The 20,566-nt window shown below is 57.1% G+C and carries 16 protein-coding genes and 1 tRNA gene; 3 read left to right on the top strand and 14 right to left on the bottom strand.

Annotated features, from left to right (window positions below; genetic code table 11):
- Positions 1 to 3: 3 nt before the first annotated feature.
- The 11 genes from EV660_RS17490 to EV660_RS17440 all read right to left on the bottom strand — a co-directional run bounded on the left by EV660_RS17490 (position 4) and on the right by EV660_RS17440 (position 14,533).
- A complete protein-coding gene (locus EV660_RS17490) occupies positions 4 to 1,308 on the bottom strand; it encodes an McrC family protein (protein WP_071479565.1) in 1,305 nt (434 codons plus the stop codon).
- Positions 1,305 to 4,169: an AAA family ATPase gene (locus tag EV660_RS18870; protein ID WP_198510662.1), complete on the bottom strand. Its 2,865-nt coding sequence runs from the start codon at positions 4,167 to 4,169 to the stop codon at positions 1,305 to 1,307. Before EV660_RS18870 ends, EV660_RS17490 begins: the two co-directional genes overlap by 4 nt.
- Positions 4,170 to 4,395: 226 nt before the next feature.
- Entirely contained in the window at positions 4,396 to 5,421 is a 1,026-nt protein-coding gene (locus EV660_RS17480) for a DUF4236 domain-containing protein (protein ID WP_071479564.1), read from the bottom strand.
- Positions 5,421 to 6,623, bottom strand: coding sequence for a GIY-YIG nuclease family protein (locus EV660_RS17475; RefSeq protein WP_071479563.1), 1,203 nt, complete (start codon positions 6,621 to 6,623; stop codon positions 5,421 to 5,423). The genes EV660_RS17480 and EV660_RS17475 overlap by 1 nt, the downstream gene beginning before the upstream one ends.
- Positions 6,616 to 8,664, bottom strand: a complete 2,049-nt coding sequence (locus EV660_RS17470) for a DEAD/DEAH box helicase (protein WP_071479562.1) — start codon at positions 8,662 to 8,664, stop codon at positions 6,616 to 6,618. The genes EV660_RS17475 and EV660_RS17470 overlap by 8 nt, the downstream gene beginning before the upstream one ends.
- The gene (locus EV660_RS17465; RefSeq protein ID WP_071479561.1) at positions 8,664 to 9,104 is read right to left on the bottom strand and encodes a hypothetical protein; all 441 of its coding nucleotides are present in this window, start codon (positions 9,102 to 9,104) and stop codon (positions 8,664 to 8,666) included. The genes EV660_RS17470 and EV660_RS17465 overlap by 1 nt, the downstream gene beginning before the upstream one ends.
- Positions 9,094 to 9,579: a hypothetical protein gene (locus EV660_RS17460; protein ID WP_071479560.1), complete on the bottom strand. Its 486-nt coding sequence runs from the start codon at positions 9,577 to 9,579 to the stop codon at positions 9,094 to 9,096. Before EV660_RS17460 ends, EV660_RS17465 begins: the two co-directional genes overlap by 11 nt.
- The gene (locus EV660_RS17455) at positions 9,576 to 12,326 is read right to left on the bottom strand and encodes a class I SAM-dependent DNA methyltransferase (RefSeq protein WP_071479559.1); all 2,751 of its coding nucleotides are present in this window, start codon (positions 12,324 to 12,326) and stop codon (positions 9,576 to 9,578) included. The genes EV660_RS17460 and EV660_RS17455 overlap by 4 nt, the downstream gene beginning before the upstream one ends.
- On the bottom strand, positions 12,323 to 12,745 hold the full coding sequence (locus EV660_RS17450) for a type II toxin-antitoxin system VapC family toxin (protein WP_071479558.1): 423 nt from the start codon (positions 12,743 to 12,745) through the stop codon (positions 12,323 to 12,325). Before EV660_RS17450 ends, EV660_RS17455 begins: the two co-directional genes overlap by 4 nt.
- A complete protein-coding gene (locus EV660_RS17445) occupies positions 12,742 to 12,996 on the bottom strand; it encodes a FitA-like ribbon-helix-helix domain-containing protein (RefSeq protein WP_071481862.1) in 255 nt (84 codons plus the stop codon). Before EV660_RS17445 ends, EV660_RS17450 begins: the two co-directional genes overlap by 4 nt.
- Positions 12,997 to 13,162: 166 nt before the next feature.
- A complete protein-coding gene (locus EV660_RS17440; RefSeq protein WP_071479557.1) occupies positions 13,163 to 14,533 on the bottom strand; it encodes an exonuclease domain-containing protein in 1,371 nt (456 codons plus the stop codon).
- Between the two features lie 528 nt (positions 14,534 to 15,061).
- Here EV660_RS17440 and EV660_RS17435 point away from each other — a divergent pair.
- Genes EV660_RS17435 through EV660_RS17425 form a run of 3 tightly spaced genes read left to right on the top strand, consistent with a single transcriptional unit; the run spans position 15,062 to position 17,858 of the window.
- Positions 15,062 to 15,853 (top strand): ABC-three component system protein, encoded by a 792-nt coding sequence (locus EV660_RS17435; RefSeq protein WP_071479556.1) that lies wholly within the window; start codon positions 15,062 to 15,064, stop codon positions 15,851 to 15,853.
- On the top strand, positions 15,850 to 16,092 hold the full coding sequence (locus EV660_RS17430; protein WP_071479555.1) for a hypothetical protein: 243 nt from the start codon (positions 15,850 to 15,852) through the stop codon (positions 16,090 to 16,092). The genes EV660_RS17435 and EV660_RS17430 overlap by 4 nt, the downstream gene beginning before the upstream one ends.
- Before the next feature lie 56 nt (positions 16,093 to 16,148).
- Positions 16,149 to 17,858 carry a DUF2326 domain-containing protein gene (locus EV660_RS17425; protein ID WP_071479554.1) on the top strand — a complete coding sequence of 570 codons (1,710 nt, stop codon included), beginning with the start codon at positions 16,149 to 16,151 and terminating at the stop codon, positions 17,856 to 17,858.
- Between the two features lie 316 nt (positions 17,859 to 18,174).
- Here the strand turns inward: EV660_RS17425 and EV660_RS17420 are convergent.
- The 3 genes from EV660_RS17420 to EV660_RS17410 form a co-directional block, all read right to left on the bottom strand.
- Positions 18,175 to 19,336, bottom strand: a protein-coding gene (locus tag EV660_RS17420; protein WP_100319111.1) for an IS3 family transposase whose coding sequence is annotated in 2 segments (ribosomal slippage) — positions 18,175 to 19,086 and positions 19,088 to 19,336 — 1,161 coding nt in all. Because the reading frame shifts where the segments join, the coding sequence is not laid out codon by codon here.
- Positions 19,337 to 19,495: 159 nt separating this feature from the next.
- On the bottom strand, positions 19,496 to 20,218 hold the full coding sequence (locus tag EV660_RS17415; protein ID WP_071479551.1) for a hypothetical protein: 723 nt from the start codon (positions 20,216 to 20,218) through the stop codon (positions 19,496 to 19,498).
- A 253-nt stretch (positions 20,219 to 20,471) separates the two neighbouring features.
- Positions 20,472 to 20,548: transfer RNA gene (locus tag EV660_RS17410), tRNA-Met, on the bottom strand.
- Positions 20,549 to 20,566: the final 18 nt, after the last annotated feature.

Below are 20,566 nucleotides of genomic sequence, written 5' to 3'. Positions count from 1 at the left end.
GTTTCAAGCTGGCATAGCCGCCGAATGGCAGAGATCAGTCAGCCGCTGTAGCTCTTCAATATGCCGACGCGATGGTCCGGTGACGTCCAATGTGGCGACAGACAGGGTCACAGCTGCGTTTTTCGCGCCGATCGCATATCTTGTGAAGATCGGATCGGCTGGAAGCGCACCATGGTGCGGATAGAGCAACATGACATTCGGGCAGTTATAAAGCTGGCTATAGGCCATGAGTTGATAGACATCTCCTTGGCTGACGCCCTGTTTCGGATCGTCAATCTGTGGGGTCATGCGTTTCCATTTGGTGTCGATAACCATCACGACTCGCTCCCCCTGCCGAATGATCAGGTCTGGCTTCGTCCGAAAGCGACCCGTTTCTCCGTCAAACAGGCAGTCGCGATGACCACCTTGCGCCACAACCCTCAGACCGCTGCCAGCCAGGGCACGGGGCAGCAGACGGGCGACATAATTCTCGAACAAGGTATTCATCTCAAAGAGCAAGGCGTGACCGTCGATCGTTCCCGCGCTGGTCTGCTGATGCCTGTCTGACAGGAACAGCCGGGCGAAGGCGAGAAGTTCCCGCCAGCGTTGGTTGGTACGATCAAGCGTGATGATATCCCAGCGCAGCGCCTTGACTGGCACATCGGTGACATCGGCATAGGCGAAGCTAAGCTCTCGCAGCATCCGCTGATTGTCGGGCGCCTGCGCCAGTCGCTGCAAGCGTGTGATGGCCGCGCGCATCACCCGGTTCAGGGCGATGTCAGGAGAAAGATCATCGAAACGGCAAGCGAGCTTCTGGGGCGCCACAGCGTGGCGTGAGAATTGCCGTGTGACATCCAGTCGCCCGCGCAGCGAAGGCAGGTCATCTTCATGCTCGAGATACCGCCTTGGCATCCCCTGGCGCACCGCATCAGCAAGACGCCCACAGAACAGCCGGATCAGCAATTCGAGCACAGTGTCGCGCTGCCATCCCAGCTGCGCCATGGATCCCGCATCGATGGGCAGGTCATGCACGACGCCCAGCATGTGGATGAGTCGTCTGCGCAGGTCGGCCTCATTGGGTTCGCGTTCACCCAGCCCTTCGATCTTCGGCAGGATTTCGAGTTGGCATCCAGGCGCTGCGATGACACCCACTACGCCCCGAGCGCGCAAGCTCTTGCGGCCATGTTCGAGCACCCCTTCACCTCCTCGCCCCGCAAAGCTGGACCGCTGCGCTATGGCCACGATCCGGTCAGCATGCGCCTCGGGGATCGAGTCCTCATCATCGCCGTAGCTGATGCGCTGCCATTCGCGCAGGGTGCGTCGGATCATGATTCCAGCAGCCGCGTATAGCTGAAGCCCTCTTTCACACTGCGAACCGACCAACGAAACCGGGGCAGAGCCTCGCCGTTATCGAGTCCCGGCGGCGCCTTGAGCGCCGAGCGGTTCAGAAACCCACCGCTGATGTCGCGGTCATGCGTTTCCAAGTCCCCCAGCACTGCGGCGATCCTGGCCCAGTCTTCGAAGAAATACTCAGCCAGAAGCGGGATCACTTTGTGACGCATGATTTCATCGACATCACCGCGTGTTTCGCAGCCCGTGAAATAGGCATGCCCGATCTGATGTTCGCGATCATACAGGTACTCGATACGATCATTGATCGTGGTCAATATGCGCGGCAGGTCGATCCCGGTACGCTCCGCTGCATCTTCGAGAACGGACGGGTCGGGCATCAACTCGCGGAAGGTGAAACGCCGCCGCAATGCTGTGTCGAGCAGCGCGATAGACCGGTCGGCAGTATTCATCGTGCCGAGGATGTGCAGGTTCGACGGCACCCCGAATTCATCTCCGGAATAGGGCAGACGCACCTTGATCTGGTTGCGCTGACCGAGCCGTTTGTCTGGCTCCAGCAACGTGATCAACTCCCCGAACACTTTCGAGATATTGGCGCGGTTGATCTCATCGATGATCAGGACGAAGGGTTCGGGATCAGCCGTGCCTTCTACCTGCTGGCTGTTCATATAGCGCTCGAGAGCTGGCACGTTCAGCTCGCTGTCAAAGAGCATGTAAATCGATTTCTGCATGAACCGGCGTGAATAGATTTCTTCGACCGGTGCCCCCTCCCGATCCACCCAAATCCACCGGACGGCCCGCCTGTGGCCATAGTCCCCTTCCGGCCTTGGGCAGAATTCATAGTCTCCCGTGAAAACGCCAATGGCCCTGAACAGAGCGTTGCCCTTTGAAACGACGACAATATCGCCCTTTCGCACCCAGTTTCGGAAGATAAACGGCATCTGGACAACACCGGATCGGGCATCGACATTCGCGTTGTGTGCGCCCTTGGCTTTACAGGCATCGATGAAGGCCTCTCGCGCCTCGAACCTTTTGTCGCTCCAGTCGATGTCTTCAAATCCAAGAACCGCGTAACCGCCCTTGATCGCATCCTCGAACAGATGTGCGTCTTCAGGATTATTGGCCTCACCGATCGACATCTTGAACACTTGCCGTCCGGCCAGCTTCAGGCTGTCTGCAGCCGACGCGCGGCCTTTGCTGGTCTCCGCGCGCTTGACGATACGCCGAAAAGTCCCAAGCACAGGTTCCAGTCTAAACCCAGTTGAAGCGCTGCTTTCATCGTCTTCAGTTCCAGTCATGGGTTGCCGCCCTTCGACAAAGTCCTCGTAGGCCATGGACTGGTGGAAGGTTACGAATTCGATCCGGCCTTCAGCCAGTAGCCGATCATACACCTCCATAAGCGCGTCACGATTATTCGGCACTTCCTCGCCGCAGAGTCGAACGGCTTCTGCCGCTGAGCTATAGGTCTTCCCGGTGCCTGGCGGGCCATAAAGTATGAGATTTACAGGCTTCATGAGCACAGTTCCTTCGTGACGTAAATCCACCGCCAAGTCTTGATTGGGGTCGATGGGCACGGGAGTGGTCTTGTCGATGGCGATCCAAAGAAAACCCTGGAGGTCAAGCCAGTCGTGAGGCTGCCACCGCCACTCATCCCGCATAATTTCAAACAACTCAGAGAACACTGTGGCAAAGCGGCGATAGTCGTTGCCAATGTCGGCTTTTGAATCGACGAAGAGTTTCTCACCTGTAAGAATTTCCCATGCTTCATTAATCCGCGTCACCTTCAGGGGAGCTGCTTCGTTCGGCCGAACCATGGCCAATGTTGAAAAGACAATGTTCAAACGCTCGCCATAGGTCAGTGAAGTTGCTCCGCGCTCACGCAGATCGGCGAGCGTATCGAATGCCGAGGTCACGGCGGTTTCAGATGGTTCATCAGACTGGATCAGGCCGCCTATCACCGCATAAAATTCCCCGGCCAGCTCCGGTGCCTTATTCACAATAGAATCTTCTGTCTGCCATCTGACGAATGGACCATCCTGGGACGCAGTTTTCAGGATCTCGAAGACCGATTTGCCGAGGGCCTCGTTGTCGTGCTGTTCTTTGAGCGCTTCGCGGACCCTGTCTATTGCGACTATCTTGTATGCCTTTTCGCGTTGCGCCCAGCCTGTTCCTGGTTCGATAAAACTCTTGAAGTCCGGACAGAGCGCCAGAAAACGCTTCCGTAGTTTCTCCAATTCGAGCCGATCCACACTGCGGCCATCCAGATAGAAACGGAATACAGTTGCTGGGCTCTGGTCGGCCCCAATCCGTTCTGGGGGCGGCAATTGTGCAAAGTCCTGGAAGATTCGACCCGCAAGTGCCTGGCACACATTTGGCCAGCCCTGATTGAGGTTGAGCGCATCATTTACGTCTCGGACCAGAACATCAACCTGAGCGAGACCATCTTCGCGCGCAGGCTCGATATACTGCTCCATAACATGTTGCCGAATGCGATCTGCATCCTTTGCAGCGCGTGGTGGTTCACCTGAAATGAACCGCCCGTATTGCGCCAGCCAGCTGCTCCAGTTGGAGAGCCGATTGTGTGGCCTTTCTGAATCCGGCATGAGAATCCGATAATCTTCACCGCCAGCACGGGCATCGTCACGCATCTTTTTCAGGCGCAAGCGAACGCCAGCGAACTGATCAACAGCCCACGCGTCGTCGAGACTTTCATATGGCAGCCCAAGCGCTGTGAGGTTCTTTTCAATCGTTCGAACCGCATAGGCACGCGAGTTTCGTCCATTCTGGGTCTGTGCCCCACCTTCTTCCAGCCAGGTTTTGAATTGATTTTCGTCTCTCATTTTAGAAACTCCTCGAATGCAAGCACTTCAAAGAAATTATTGTCCATAATGGAAACCGGGAGAGCGCTGTACGACTTACTGCCCCCGTTTGACATAAGATGTACCCTCCCCTTCATCTGGGTTCTGCGCGAAGGACCGATCAAGGTCGTCCAAGCTCTCGGGCGTCCAGAGCGCTTGACCCAGCCGCAACTCTGACCACTCACGCAACAAGTACTCCGTCGCAAATTCACGCATTGATCGTCAGCTTTGCACTTAAATCCTCAAATTCAGGGTCTTCGGCATATAGACGCTCGAATTCGCGCCGCGCATGAGCCTTGCGGCCAACCTGATCGTAGAGCACCGCCCGGTCATAGCGGATCTGATGCAACAAGCCCTCGGGCCGGTCCTTGCGGCGGCGGTTGGCCAACGTAAACACGTCAATCGCCGCATCCGGCATGCCAAGTGAGGCCAGCGCACGGCCACGATATAGCAGGATCGCCGTATCAACGGGTGTTTCGTTCTCGACATGCACAGTGGCGCGGACCACGCGGTCCATCAGCGCTCTGTCATCCGGGGTGTCCAGCGCCAGTTCTGCAAAGGACAACAGCACCACCGGATCGGTCGCATCGATCTGCAACAGGCGTTCAACATGGGCCATGGCATCGGCGTGGCGGCCCTGAAGTTGTGCGATCTCCACCAGTGCCAGACGCGTGCCACGCTCACGCGGGAAGACATGGGCGAAGATGTCGGACGTGATCGGCAGGCTGGCCTGCGCGGCGATCTCGTATTTCCCGAAAAGCGCGCCGAGATCACCCAACCGGTCCAGCGCGTGTTCGAAATGCGCTTTTGCGTGGTCGAGTTCCTCGCGCCGGAGCCGGATCATGCCAGCCATCCAGGCGGCATCGGGCAGATCACGGGCTTCTTCGAGGCCAGCCAGCGCGGCATCCTGATCACCCTCATTCAGCGCGCGAATGCCGTCAATGAAGCGCTTTTCTTCCGCAGGCGTTATCAGCCGCTGGAAGAACCCCAGCTTCAGCCGGTCGCGCTGCGGCACGGATGGTGCTGGTGCCGCCCCACCCCGCCCGGCGCGGTTGCGGTCATGAACTGTGTAGAACAGACCCGTCCCAGGCAGGCCCGCTGTCGCCCGATTGCCCCGTGGACTGATGGTGTATTTCGCGCCGCGTGGCCCAAACGACAGCGATGCATTCGATTTCGACAGGTTCAGCGTGACACCCGGGGCAAGGCGAACGCGCCGCCAGAAACGAAAAGCCATTATGCGCCCCCTGATCGGCGGATGAATTGCGCCTGAGCCGGATCGTAGGCATAACTGGCAATCGTGCCGTCCTTGATCTTTTCGACAGCATCGTTGATGGCGAAGAGCGGCACCAGAAACCACTCCTTCGGTACGAAGGGCCGGCCAAAGCGGTCCATGATTTCGATATCGAGTCGCGCTGGTTCAAAGATGCGATGGATCAGGTTCTCCAGGCGGGTGCGGTTGATGTTGTAGAGCTCATAGGTTGCGACAATCTCGACATTGGCCATCAGGAATGTCGGCTGCAAATGCGCCCCCGCTATGCGCTTTTCCACGCTCATATTGGTTACACCGATCTTGTGAACCAGATCGCGGTTCTCGGCCACCAGTGGATGATCGGATTTGCTGCGCAGGACATAGATGGTGCCGCTGGCCTCATCGCCGTCTATCGTCCGGTCTGAGAAGAGCGGCCCTGCATGCGGCTCGGATATGCGTCGCCCGGCATCGCCATCAGCGTTCAGTGCCCGCTGCAGGGACCGCATCAGCATATTGCTTTCGGTTCCGTTGTCGAAGATCACCCGCAGCCGCGCATCTGTGCGCCCCTGATCCGTGAGTTTCACTTCTCCCATTTCGGCGACATAGGCTTTCTGGCCACCCACGATGAAAAAACGGCCCGGTGCGATTTCCGATTTCAGCTCGAATTTCCGTGCCTCGCGCAGACCGGTGTCGAGTTCCTTTTGCACTTGCTCGAATAATGGCTTGAAACGCGCGAAATCCTCACAGCGGTCGCGGTTCGCGATCTCTTCCGCGGCCTTCTTTTCTGCCGTTGAGCGGACATGCTTCAGTTCTGTGATCGCGGGCGCTTCAACCGCGATCCCGAGCGCGTCCAGGAGCGCGTCGTCGTCCAGTTCATCCGTATCATCTGTCGCCGCGAGCGCTGCGCCACTCAGCAGTCCCTGACGATCCATGGGCTCAATCAGATCACGGCATTCATTTGACTCGCTGATCCGGTCGAGACGCACGGCATACAGGCGCTCGAAGATATCTCTGTCTTCACCATGCTGCGGCCGGCGCCCGTGTTCATCGACAAAACGCTGGATCTCTTCAAACCCCGCGATGATCCGCTCTTCACGCGGAGTGCGGGAAACGTGCTTTTTCGTCTCAACCTCGACGCCCAGCTCGGCCAGCAATGCGTCATCTTCATCGGTGAAGCCGTTAGCCATTGGCGGCCTCCTGTTTCATGCGCACAAGATAGGCCACCCCTTCGGCCATTTTCTTCTCCCATGGATCAGCCGATGTGATCGACGGCAAGCGCCCCCGTTCGAGCTTGAAGGCGGCGGCACGTTTCGCCAGCGCGCGCGCCTCTTCGGGCGTGAGCTGCACTTTCTTGGCAGAAATCACTGCGGCCACTTGCCTGAGGCTTTCCTCGCTCATGGTTTTTGCCAGGATCGCATAGGCTTCCCCGAACGGGTTGATCCGGTCGATCAGATCGATATCCAACTCGCGCACATCCATGGCGAATTTGCGCACCCCATCGATCAGCGCTGTATTGGCGGATACTTCGCCGTCATCACCGCCTGTCAGCGCGATTTGCTTGGCCTTCTGTGTCAGATTCAGCGCGGCGACGGCATGCTGGCGTACGGCTTCCTGATCTTCCGCATCGAGTTCTGGAAATCTGGCACCGACAATCTTGCCCATGCGCACTTGGGTCAGCTCTTCGGGGACCAGTTCCTCATCAAATAGCCCTCGCTCGATCGTGGTCTTGTCCTGAACGAAAGCTGTGATGACTTCGTTCAGGTCTTCCTGACAAATGCGCTTGGCTTCTTTGCTCTTGGGTTCGACCAGTCCCTTGATCTCGATCTGGAATTGACCGCTGACCTCGTTGAAGCCGACGTTCTCCTTATTGGGATCATAGCCGCCCTCGCCATAATCGAACCCCTCGACGGGGCCGCTTTTGACGGTCTTGGGCGTGAAGTTGAAACGTGGGGCCAGCACCTGCTCCATCAGCAGGCTCGCAGCGATCGCTTTCAGCGTGTCGTTCACGGCCTCGGTCACCGCTTCAGCTGCGGCGTCAGGCTCGGCGATCAGGTTCGTGAAGCGCGCGCGCGTCTTGCCCTCGGCGTCGCGGGTGGCGCGGCCGATGATCTGCACGATCTCGGTCAGGCTGGCGCGATAACCGACCGTCAGGGCGTGTTCGCACCAGATCCAGTCGAACCCTTCCTTCGCCATGCCCAAGGCAATGATGATGTCGACATGATCGCGGTTGTTCTTCTGCGCAGGATCTTTCAGCGCAGCGGAGACCTTGTCGCGCTTGGCCGGTTCATCATCCACCAGATCGGCGATGCGCAGCACACGCCCCTCGGGCGTCTTGACCAGTTGAAACCCGGTGACGGGGTCGGTGCCCTGCCAGTCGCCCAAGGCATCAATGATGTGCTCGACCTCGCGATGCTTGTCCTTGGTGCTTTCGCGCGAATTCACGTTCGGGATGTGCAGGATCGTCTTCTCGGTCGGGTCCAGCACCTTGAGGATGTCGTCCGCATAGGACCCGGAATAAAAGAAATACCCGATGTCGAGCGACTTGAGGTATTTGTAGCCGTTCAGCTGCTCGTAATAGGTGTAGGTGACCGTGTCGAACTTTGCCTCATCCTCGGGCGACAAAACGGCCTCGGCGTCACCACGAAAGTACGATCCGGTCATCGCCACCAGATGCACCTTATCGCGGGCGACCAGCGCGCCCAGATGCGCGCCCAGCTTGTTGTCGGGGTTGGCCGAGACATGGTGGAACTCGTCCACCGCGATCAGGCGATCATCAAAGGCCTCGATCCCGAGCTTGTCGACGGCGAAGCGAAAGGTCGCGTGGGTACAGACCAGCACCTTGTCGTCGCTGGCCAGGAACTTGCCCACGGCGCCGACCTTGCCGTCATCGCCACCGGGCGCATTGCACAGGTTCCACTGCGGCTGAACGGTCCAATCGGCCCAGAAGCCATGTTTGCTCAGCGGCTCGTCGTTGAAGCTGGACCCGATAGATTTTTCCGGCACCACCACGATGGCCTGACGCAGGCCCTGATTGTGCAGCTTGTCGAGCGCGATGAACATCAGAGCGCGGCTCTTGCCCGAGGCCGGGGGCGACTTGATCAGCAGGTATTGCTCACCCCGCTTCTCATAGGCGCGTTCCTGCATCGCGCGCATGCCCAGCTCGTTCGACTTGGTCGAGCTGCCATTGGCGGCGTATTTGACCGAGACGGAGGGAACATTCTGCATCATCAAGCCTCACCTCCATTTGCACCTTGAACTGGGAATACTGCTACATAATCCACTGTGGCGACAACAGCGGCATACATTTCAACTATGGCGTCAACCGAGCGCTTTGCTCGTTGTCCGCTCATGGCGAGGATTACTGTCTCAGCATTCGCATATTTCGCGATCTGTTCATCTGAAAGCGAGCTGGGATCATCCTTGAATTGCTCATGAAGCAGCTTGCGTTTAGAATCAATTGCTGCGTGCAAGTCATCAACCATACGTTTCTTGAATTCCTGGAAAACAGGAAGGTCTTCGGGTATCAACATTGCTTCCAGCTCTACCCAATTAAATTTATATATGTAGTTGACCCAAGCCAGCAGAAGCCGCTCGCGAAAGGTTCCTGGGCAACGAGCCATGTCACATACCGCCATCTGCAACAAAATCTGATAATTCTTAAGCCCCATCAGGATCGGCCTGCTTCTTGCGACCTTGCAACCGCTTTGCAAGATGTGCCTTTTGATCTGCATTCTGGACATACTGGACCGACCGATATCGATCTAAGCACCAAGTACCCTTCCGAAGCTGCGAACGGGTTGCAAGATGGACGCTTGGCATAAACCCCATTTGGTGAAATGAAACTTCTGTATAGGCCGCAGCAAAATATTGGAAAAGTTCGTCAAAACTCTTTGCGGCCTTCACGCCCCTGATCCCATGTTGGATGATCTCCGATAGACCTTTGTGCCATTCATCATCGGCTATGCGAACAGTCTCGGCCGCTGCCATTTCGGTCACCCGGAGGGTTCTCTCACAGTATTTCTTCCAGACCTTCAGATCGGAGCAATGCTTCAGCTCGAGGTAGGTATCTTTACCCCAAATCCGCTCAAACGTCGATTTGAGCGCGTAGAACCTTTCGATTGGCATAAAGTCATTGGTGGTCATGCGCTCACCTTCGTCGTCATCTTCGTATACATCTCGAACAGCTTTTCCAGCCGTTCGGTGTCGTTGCGGAAGCGGCGGCCGATGTAGATGCGTTCCAGAATTTCGTCGTTGTGGTCATGCGCGGCGCGGAGGTTGGCGGGCATTTTCTCGGGGTCGTAGAGGTCGGCGATGGTGGCGGGGAAATGCGCCTCGCGGGCGAGAAGGATGCCTTCCGCCGCCGCTGTCAGGTCGGCGCGGTTTTTTTCGGTCAGCTTGGGGACGGGGAAGGTGTTCCAGCCGAGGGTGTTTGTGTAGGAAAAGTCGGTTCGCATTCTCGCACAAACTGCACCCACCCACGTAACGTTCAAGCGAGAGCAGATGACTGCAAAGAGCCACAGATCGGACGCCGACATTGTAAAGGCTTTATTCGAGACTACGGTTCCTGCGGGCATCAACCCTACTGGCAAATATGGCCGATTTTCCGAGCTTATCACAGGGACGCAGAGAATGCTTGTTTCTGGAAGTGGCTTACGCTCATCAAAACGATGAGGCCAGTTTGCTGCCTTTACGGTTGCCGCTTTCTGGCTATTCAGCCTGAACTCCCGAACTTTTTCAATGCGTCGTTCGATTTCTGGATGGCTCTCAGCTTCTCGAACATCATCGTCGGGGATCCATATGCAGTAACGCATTTGGCCGTTGATCAACTCACGTGAGCCGATGAAGGGCTTGATGAATTTATCGTGACCAGATTTCGCAAAGTCACTCCCAAAAACCTCAGCTTGTTCCAATATTAGGTGCCCACCATCGGTTGGAGAGTTGCCGCGCGCCATCTCGGGTAGACCCGAGATGTGCTTATTGGAAGGCTGCACAATTACATCCGCACCACCAATGAGGTAGGCATTAATGACGTCTGTATCCTTGACGATTGTCTCACCGCCCAAACCGACGGAGAAGAGCCTTTTTGGTAGGGATGGTTTTTTTGAGATGCCGACAATTACTACTGTCACACCGGCATTGTGGCTGGCCAGATTTGCCCATTTGAAGTTTGTATGGGCAAAGGCGATCTCGTGCCCTGTTTTGAAAATCAGCGGCCACAAGATTGGAACTTGGCTTCCCTGAGAGATCGAATTTGTGGACACAAAGGCCGACACCGTGGGCGTATGCAGCCCGTAATCCGCAGCCTTCATGAACCAGCCAGCGACATAGTCGAGCGATTTCCAGCCGTTGATGCGCCCATCAAAGATGCGCCCGAGGTCTTCTTTCTGTTCCGTGCTTTGCCATTTGGAGCCCAGATAAGGCGGGTTCCCGCAGATATACGTCTCGCCCCCCTCATTCGCGAAGTCGATCTGCGCCTGATCCAGCGGCGACATGAACAGGTCATCGGCCTGAAACTTCACCCCCGTCCCCGTGGGCGGGCAGACCGACAGCCAGTCCAGCCGCAGGGCGTTGCCGCAAGTGATCCAGTTCTGCGCGTCCAGCGGCAGGAATTCCGCCAGCGCCTCTTTCTGGCCGCGATAGGTCACGTCGCATTGGTATTCCGCGATGATCAGCGCCAGCCGCGCGATCTCGGCCGAGAAATCCCGCAGCTCGATCCCGCGATAGTTGGTCAGGGGAATGTCGGTGCGCCGCTGCGGCTCGCCCCGGCGCTTGTTGATCTCATATTCCAGCGCGCGCATTTCCTTGTAGGCGATGACAAGGAAGTTGCCCGACCCGCAGGCGGGATCGAACACGCGGATCTTGGCCATGCGGGCGCGCAGATTGGCCAGCTTGCGCGCGTTGTCGCCAGCCGCCTCCAGCTCTGCCCGCAGATCATCGAGGAAGAGCGGATTCAGCACCTTCAGGATGTTCGGCACCGAGGTGTAGTGCATCCCGAGGACCGAGCGTTCCTCCTCATCCGCGACGGCCTGAATCATTGACCCGAAAATGTCGGGGTTGATCTGCGTCCAGTCGAGGCTGCCGATATGGGACAGGTAGCGCTGCGCGATCTTGGAAAAGCGCGGCACATTGGTGCTGCCCGAGAAGAGCCCGCCGTTCACATAGGGAAAGGCATCGGCCCAACGGGGCAGCTTGGCCTCGGCGCGTTTGGGGATGGGGGTGTTCATCGCGCGGAAAATCTCGCCGATCACTTCGTGCGTGTTCGACCCGTCGCGGTTCGCCATCTGGTCAATGGTGGCGGTGAACAGGTTGTCGCTGACGAAGATGTCGGTGTCTTCGGCGAAGAAGCAAAAGATCAGCCGCGCCATGAAATGATTCATGTCGTGGCGCTTCTCGGCGCTGCCCCAGTCGGGGTTGTCCTTGATCAGCTCGACATAGAGCCGGTTGAGGCGGCTGGTCGCGCGGATGTCAAATGCACTTTCGCGGATCTGCTTGACAGTGGAGATACCGGCGAGCGGCAGGAAGAAGCCGAAATGGTCCGGGAAATCGGTGTAGCGGCAGGCTATGGTTTCGCCGCTGGTGATGTCCTCGGCCTCGAGGTCGATGCCATCGGTGGCGAGGATGAACTTTGCCTTGGCGCGGGTGGTGGTAGGGCTGCTGCGCAGTGCGCTGAGTGTTTCGGCAACGTCACCGGGCGCGCAGGTTTTGAGGTGGATGTTATTGGTCTGCAGAATGCCGCCGATGTCGGATTTGTTCGACGCGCCGCTGCGCAGTCGCTTGATCGTCGTCTCCTTGTTGCCGAAGGCGATCAGGAAGGCATAGGGAAACTCGGCGGAGTCAAACGGCTGCTCGGCAAGTTCGGAAACGGCTTGTTCAATTTCAACGGCGTTCATTCGGCAGTCCAGGGGTTGATCAGTTCGATCCCGCAGCCCTCGAAATCGGGCGTATTGCGGGTGGCAACCGGGGCGGTATGGGCCCGGGCAATGGCGGCAATCTGACAATCCGCCTGTGAAATCGGCTTACCAGCGCTACGACGGCTGGCCGCGATATCCGCATATGCCCGCGCGGCGGCGCTGTCGAAGGGCAGAATGCGCCCGGCCATGTCATCGCGCAGGATGCGGTCAATCGCAACGCCTAGGCCATCGCGGCGTTTGCCACTGGTCATGATGGCAACGCCATAGCGCAGCTCAGCCTCGGAAATCGCGGTCAGATAGATGCTGAGGCCATCCTGTTCGCCCAGCCACGCCTCGACTGCGGCTTCGGGGATTGGGCGCAACAGTTCGGAAATGACATTTGTATCAATGATGATCATTTCGAGGGGCGATCAAACGCGGGTGGCTCCCGCATCGGTTCACGTGGCGGAAGGTCCAGATCAGCCCCGCCGGTGGGGGCGACGCGTGCGCGGATCGAAGCGGCAAGGTTATGCGCCGGACGCCCCTCCCCCACCACCTGGCGCAGGATATCGCGTGCTTCCTCTTCCATGGAGCGTCCATGCTCAGCCGCGCGAATGCGCAACCGACGCTTGATGGAATCGTCAAGGTTCCTGATGGTGATGCTGGCCATGGCGCCCTCCTGTACTGTGCACATGGTAAGCAGCGATTTCATTGCAATCAAGTCAACTCTCTGACGATACAACAACTTCAGGCGGTGGGCACTACCCGCAATGTCGCTTCTGATGTGTTGCTCTCTGCGGCGGCTGGCATGGTCCGCCACACCGCTCAAGCCACATTCACGCTTCGAAACGTTTCAGATAGACCGCGATCTCGTCAATCGCTTCCGGGCTTGCAGCTTCCTTGATGCGCATATCAGCCAAAGCCTGATAAGCTTTGGCAAGGCCAGTCCATTCGACAGTATCCGATGCAGGCACCGACCAGCGCTCCCGGAGCCATGCTTCGAATTGTTTACCTTCTTCGACTGAGAGCAGCTCAGGTGCGTAGAACGCCACAAGGCGACGTCCGAGCTGGCGCAAACGGGCATCAGAGAGCGACGCAACAATCTCCTGACGCCTTGGCCAGTCCACCCGCTGGAACTCCGCGAGCAGCGCCTTGTCGGCATGGCTATAGAAGTCGCCATATATCTGCTTTTCGACCGGAGGCGTGGGTGCATCAGGATCTTCAGGGAAGCGCGCGGCCAGCGCCTGCCCCACCCGCGCGCGGAACTCAGGCGCATTTGCGATCATTTCGGCACGGCGCAACTGCGCGGCGCTGGGCGCGGCAACGGACAGCAATGCAGGCGACTTGTTAATCGTCACAGAGCGGATGAGCTTCGGTGTGGCATCGACTGCCGCGAAGACCGCCGCATCATCGGCCATCAACAGATTTGCCGGATCAGCAGCATCCAGATCGAAGAAAGCCGCCTGATTGGGATTGCTTGTCGAGTTTCCGCAGAAACAGCCGATTGTCGCGCGCGGCGGGCCACCCCCGAACCGCTCGACCAGCGCCATCGGCTGGAAGGTCGCAAGGCTAGCCTGGACATTACCCTTGTCACGGTTGGCGAGCAGTTCTGACCAGAGCTCTGGTCCGCGTTGGGCGATCTGTCGCGCGATGTGGATGGTCGCCTCGACGTCGCCGAGCGCATCATGGGCAGTATGCGCGACAAAGCCATTCAGGGGTGCAATGCGGTCCAGCTTGAAGCGCACCCGGCCGGTTTCGTCGACAGGCCACTCGAACAGGTCGGGCTGGCGGTGCCACACGGCGTAAAGCGCCGTCAGCACATCGAAGCGCGTGGTGCCGTTGAACTGGGTGGCGAAAATGTCAGGCTGCAGGTTCTGGTAGAATGCCTGGCGGAGAATCTCCTCGTCGAATCGGATGCTGTTGAACCCGGTCCAGATCGCTGGCGACCAGCGCTCGATCAATGCGCTGATCTCCTGCGTGAACTCAAATAGCGTTGGCAGCGCCGGATCCACCAACTGCACGGGGCGCACGCCGGTGACAGCCAGTGCCCAAGGCGACGGGATGATGTGCGGCGCGATGCGGCAACGCAGATTGACCCGCTCAATCTCCCTGAATTCAGCATCTGTCAGGATGGCCGCGAATTGCAGGGGCTGGTCGAAGGCGGGCGAGATGCCGGTGGTTTCAAGGTCATAGAAGGCGAAATGCATGACGACAAACTAGCGCAACGAATGCAGACCGTCATCTAGCAAACGGAAGGATTGGCCCAACAATCAAAGCACCCGGCTCAGAGCTGCCATTCATCCTACCCAATCGTCGCCGCGGCGCGGCCAGTGAGACCGGACATTCATTGCGGCAGCAATTTAAGTGATCGGAAGAACTCACAGGTCGCAGCCGACGCTGCCGTTCGAATTCCCAGGGCTTCGACTAGCACTAGCAGGGTGTCTCAGGTGAGCGTCCCGCTACTCCAATACCAAGTCATGGAGACGACTTCATCGGGACCAGAAGCTGAGGATTTCATAGCTGCCCTTGCCTTGGGATCATCTCTTCGACCAACCCTACGCGAATTGGATACTTCACCTTGTCAAAGGTGGAACGAGGCCAACGAAACGTCCTTGGATGCGTACATCTTGCCAACCCGGTGGCTGGTTGATATTCGTTTTAGAAGCAGTCGCGCTTGCGCACAATATACCAACCATTCATTGCGGGTAACAACAAGATATTGTAGAGGGTAGCGCATGGGAGGGGCAGGATCAGCCACAAAAAAGTTTTCGCGCAACTACTCGAAGACAACGCTGAAAATCCTCTTTGGCATGTCAGGTAACGAGTGCGCTGAACCATCTTGTTCCCAGCGGGTTATCGCTGCATCGACCGCTGAATCTGATGAGGCCGTTATCGCGCAAATCTCGCATATCTACGCCCTCAGTGATGATGGTCCGAGGGGGAAGAAGGGGCTCACTGAGGCTGAGCGCAACCATCACTCTAACCTGCTTTTACTCTGTCCCACGCATCACACGGTCGTCGACACCCAGCATGAGACGTACCCCGCGCAAGACCTGCTGCGCTGGAAGCAAACTCATGAGCGCAAGTTCAGCGATGGTTTGGCTGCCAAGGTCTCTGATGTCGGGTACAGCGAGCTTGAGGTGGCGGCTAAGGCCGTGATGGCTACCGACGCCAGCCCAAACGGTAGTCCGAGCATCCCACTACCGCCTGCGCAAAAAATCCAAAAGAACGAACTGAGCAACAGAACCGCTCATCTGCTGAAGATGGGAGCTGCAAAATCTCATGATGTGGAGCTTTCCCTCAGGAATGCGGCGCAGCTCGACGATCTGTTCCCTCACCGTCTGAGCGCAGGTTTTCGCGCCAAGTATGACGAGTTTTACGCTGATGGTATGCGCGGTGATGATCTATTTGACGCCCTTTACGTTTGGGCGGGTGGATTTAACTCCGATCCTGTCCGACAGGGTGCAGCTCTTTGTCTGCTCTCGCATCTATTTATTTTATGCGAAGTGTTTGAGAGTGGAAGATGAGCACGCTGCCAAACAAATATGTCCCCGTTGATCATTCACTGATTGGCCTGACAGCTTTGGTCATCGACAAGCTTAGCGCAAATGACACGGTATCTTCGCTATGGAACAAACTCTCTGGCGATCAGCGCATTCGGACTTTTGACCGGTTTGCTGATGCCCTTGCTCTGGGCTTTGCTGCGGGCCTGCTGGATTTTGAGGAAGGCGTTATCATTCTTACGTCCGAGCGAGGCGAGGCGTGATTACCTTCGTTGGCTCCAGCTTACCTGATTTCAGATCAGTTCAGTTTGCCCATGGGATGAACATCGTTCTAGCTGATCAGGCTGAGGACGCTTCCGATACTGAAAGCACCAATGGTCTTGGTAAAACCACGCTCATCCGAATTATCCATTACTGCCTTGGAAGCGATCTGTCGCGCGACAAGGTTCTAAGCCATCCCGACCTTCGGGATGTAGAATTCTTGATGCGATTTGCGTACGGGGACCAAGAAATTGAAGTAAGACGTAGCACAGCAGATAAGGGCGAAAAGGTTATTGCATCAGCAAGCTTTTTCGAAGGCGTTGGCACCGAGCCAATTGAGAAAAACGGCGCTGCATGGACAGTCAGCCTGGCCGACTGGACCGCCGCTCTTACTAGGCGTTTTCTTACCAGAAAGAGACTAGAAGACGGGAGCGTTGACCTGCTCTCGCCAACTTTTCGAGAGCTCAGCTACTACTATATGCGGGTCGGCAAAGCGGCATTCACCGATCCTCGTCAGGTGTTCCAGGGACAAAGTGGACGCCAGAAGCAGGTAAGCATTTCCTATATGCTCGGGCTGAATTGGCAGGTTCAGCGGCAGCTCCTAGATTGCATCGACAAACGCTCCTCAATCACCAAGGCCATCAATGTCATCAAAGACGCTGAAGATATCGGTGCCGAGACCATTGGCGATATGGAGGCGCAAAGGGTTGTTTTAGAACAAGAGCTTGAAAGAAAGCAGGTAGAAGCGGAAAACTTCAATGTCAGAGATGACTATGCCGATCTTGAAAAAAGTCTCTACGATACCGATACGCGGCTGCACGATCTGATTAACGAGAACCATTCTGATAATCAGCTCTTGCGGCATTACGTTGAAAGTGCGCAGGAGACGCCAGAGGCCGATCCAAACAGACCACTAGAAATCCTGCGGAACGCTGGCGCGGTGTTCCAAGAGTCCGCTCTTAGGACGATTAAGGATGTCTCGGAATTTCATGGGCAAGTTTACCGCAATCGAAAGGCCTTTCTTGATGGCGAAATCTCGCGACTGAAGAGCGAAGTACGAGACCGAACCGCCGAAATCCGTGGTCTCACAAGCCGAAAATCAGAAATACTTCAGCTGCTTAACAAGTCAGGTGCACTTGAGACCCTTATTCAGCTGCAGGCAGGGCAAACTGAGCTCACCGCAGAGCTAGAAGCTCTCAAGGGCAGGATTGAGGAAAGAAAGAAGTTTGATCGCCGCAAGGACGAGCAGACACGGAATATCTCAGATCTTCGGACTCTTCTAAAGAGCGATCTAGAAGACCGCCAGCAGGCGGTTGATGAAGCTCGTGCGCTCTTCGCGCGGTACACAAAGCATCTATATGGCACGGCGGCAAAGCTCGCCATCGATGTTGCCACGAATGGGTATAGGTTCCACATCACTATTGAACGTGAGGGTAGTGACGGTGTCGAACAGATGGTCGTTTTCTGTTTTGATCTCATGATTGCAACACTCAGAGCTAAGCGGGGATCGCCTTTCAAAACGCTCATTCACGATAGCTCTTTGTTCGCTGATGTTGATCCGCGCCAATACGGTCTTGCGCTCCAACTCGCGAGAGAAGAAGCGGAGAATGAAGGCTTTCAGTACATTTGTTGCCTAAATTCAGGTGCTTTGCCTCATAACCATCTAGGCTCGATGCAGATCGACGACTATACAAAGCTGCGGCTTACCGATGATAGCGAGAAAAGCCGTCTATTGGGGGTACGTCTTTCTGCAAGAGAAAGCGGATAATTAAGTGTAGACGCGACAATTTGAAGACATCTGTCAGATGCTTGTTCGAGTCTGAATTCTCTCCAGTCTTTCGTTGGACCGATGGAAGTACCGGTATTTTGGGCCACCGGAGAATTCTCATCAAGGTCCGCTTTGACGGTCTGCGTCCGATCAATTTGCACACGCAGAGAATGTCAGTAAGCCGCCCTCCACGCCGATGGCGCAACAAATGCTGCGCGCTGCATGACGGTCAGCTATGGGATTCGGCCAGAACTCTTGACCTGCCCCCGTTTTCAGGGCCACTCGTAAGTCGAGTCTGTTCTTCTTTTGTGTGCCATCATTCGGCGGCGTGAGCAATGGGCGCAGGCGCGGAGCCATCACGTAGCTCAAGCGGCTGCGCCCATTGCGTTTTGCAGAAGGGTCTCGCGGCTGCGAATTCCTCCGGTGTTTGATACTTCAGGCTGCTGTGCGGGCGCTCTGTGTTGTAGTCGATCCTCCATTCCTCGATGATTTCGCGGGCTTCGCCGATGCTGGTGAACCAGTGCTGGTTCAGGCATTCCTCGCGGTATCGCCCGTTGAAGCTTTCGATGTAGGCGTTCTGGGTCGGTTTGCCGGGGTCGATGAAATAAAGCTGGACGCCGTGATCATCGGCCCATCCATCCAGCGCCCGCCCGCGCAGTTCCGGGCCGTTATCGACGACCAGGATATCGGGGTATCCCCTCTCGCGGGCCACGCGTTCCAACATCTCGACCACCCGCTCTCCCGGCAACGAGAAGTCCACCTCGATGGCCGGACATTCGCGCGTGCAGTCGTCTTTCAGATTGGCCCTGCGGAACTTGCGGCCATTGGCCAGCGCGTCGCTGGTGAAGTCGAGCGACCAGCGCTGGTTGGGCGCAATCGGGCACCAGGCCCCTTCACGCCCCTCGCGCGGGATCTTCTTGCGCTTGGTGCGGCGCAGCCACAGCCGTTCTTCGCGGTAGATGCGTTCGACCACCTTCACATTCACGCGGAAGTTCTCCCGAACGAGCTTTGCGTGCAGCATGCGATAGCCATACCTCCTGTGTTTGCCTGACAGGGTGATCAGGCGTTCTCTCAGCCGCGCGTGGCGGTCTGGCCGAGCTTGATAAGCCAGGCTCGACCGCGAAATCCCGACCAGCCTGCACGCCCGCCGCTCCGTGAACTGATGGTCATCCATCAGTTTCTTCACTGCGTCGCGGCGGTGCGCAGGCGTCAGAAGTTTTTTGCCAGCACAGCCCTTTCAGACCCGCATTGTCGAGCATGGCATCAGCCAGAAGGCGCTTCAGCTCGGCATTCTCGGCTTCGAGGTCCTTCAGGCGGCGCAACTCTGAAACTTGCAGCCCGCCATACTTGCTCTTCCACTTATAAAGGGTCTTGTCCGACATGCCGTGCTTGCGGCACAGCTCCGAGACCTTCGCCCCGGCCGCATACTCTTGCAGGATCCCCACAATCTGCTCTTCGGTGAAACGTGATTTGCGCATCGTCTGTTCTCCTTGTTCTGACGAACGTTACAAGAACAAACTCTCCTTTCAAATGGTCCGGTTTCTGGGGGGCAGGTCACTCTGTCAGGATCATGGTGCTTAGCTTATTCGCAGATCTCGGCCAACACACATCAGCATCTTCGCGCCGGTGCAAAGCCGCTATTGTACCGATATCGGCCGGAGCATGTCATCGGTATCAAGTTTCAGCGCGCTGCGCCAGAGCGGGGTCTTGAAGACATGGCGCACAGGTACGTGATCGATTTTTTCACTCGTCTGCACGAGTAGGCCCGCCCATTCCAGGGGCTGGAGCACACAACATGAGAATGCGCCCATCTCGCGCCAGCCCGCGGTGTGCCAATCCTTCGGCTCGCCGTAGAAAGCCTGGAACAAGGCAGCCTCGGTCGTGCCGTGGTCGGCCTCGACATTGATGACGTTCATCCAGACGTCCCATTTCCCAAAGGGGCGGTCATCGAAGCGCTGGTAGGAGGAATGCTCGATGCGCAGGACGAAGTGGGGGATCAGTTCGGCGAACAGGTGGCCTGGAGACTGGGCCAGCTCGGCGCCCCGCTTGGTTAGCCGGAATTCACCCTTGTAGTGCCGCCCCAGGCGGAGAGAGACCAGCAGATAATGCAGCACCTCGAGCGGCGGGAATTCGTATTCGTTGATGACCTTGTTGTAGCGGAACATTTCCTCGGCGCTTTGGCCCGGCCAGCCGAAGTGCTCGACGGCCCAATGGACGAAGACCCGCTTAAATGCCTTGGTTTTGGTCAGGCCGATCGAGCCGTGTTCCTGCGCGTATTGCAGGGTCAAAAGCGCTGCGCGCAGCATGGGCGAATGCGCGAGATCGGGATGGTCATCAGGGAGTGGGCGGAACTCGATCATGGCCCTTCATGCCACAAGCAGAGCGGCGTTGCCAAGCGAGGGGAATGGTCGGCAAGGGTGACCTGCCCCCAAGAATCCGGCTCCATACCTGCGCATGTCATCGGGTGTTGCCGGGCTTGGGTGATTGTCGGTGATTACGGCCCTTGGGTCGGGGTCGACTCTCAAAACGTTGACATGGCGTTGACATGGATTGCAACGCACAAAACCCGACGGTTTGCGTCGGGTTCTAAGCCATTGATATGTTTTGCAGATTTGGTTGCGGGGACAGGATTTGAACCTGTGACCTTCAGGTTATGAGCCTGACGAGCTACCTGGCTGCTCCACCCCGCGTTGGTTGTTTGTTTTATA

It is taken from the genome of Roseinatronobacter bogoriensis DSM 18756 (assembly GCF_004366635.1).
In the GTDB taxonomy this organism is placed as follows: Bacteria; Pseudomonadota; Alphaproteobacteria; order Rhodobacterales; family Rhodobacteraceae; genus Roseinatronobacter; species Roseinatronobacter bogoriensis.
This window is presented reverse-complemented; position numbering and strand designations above follow the sequence as displayed.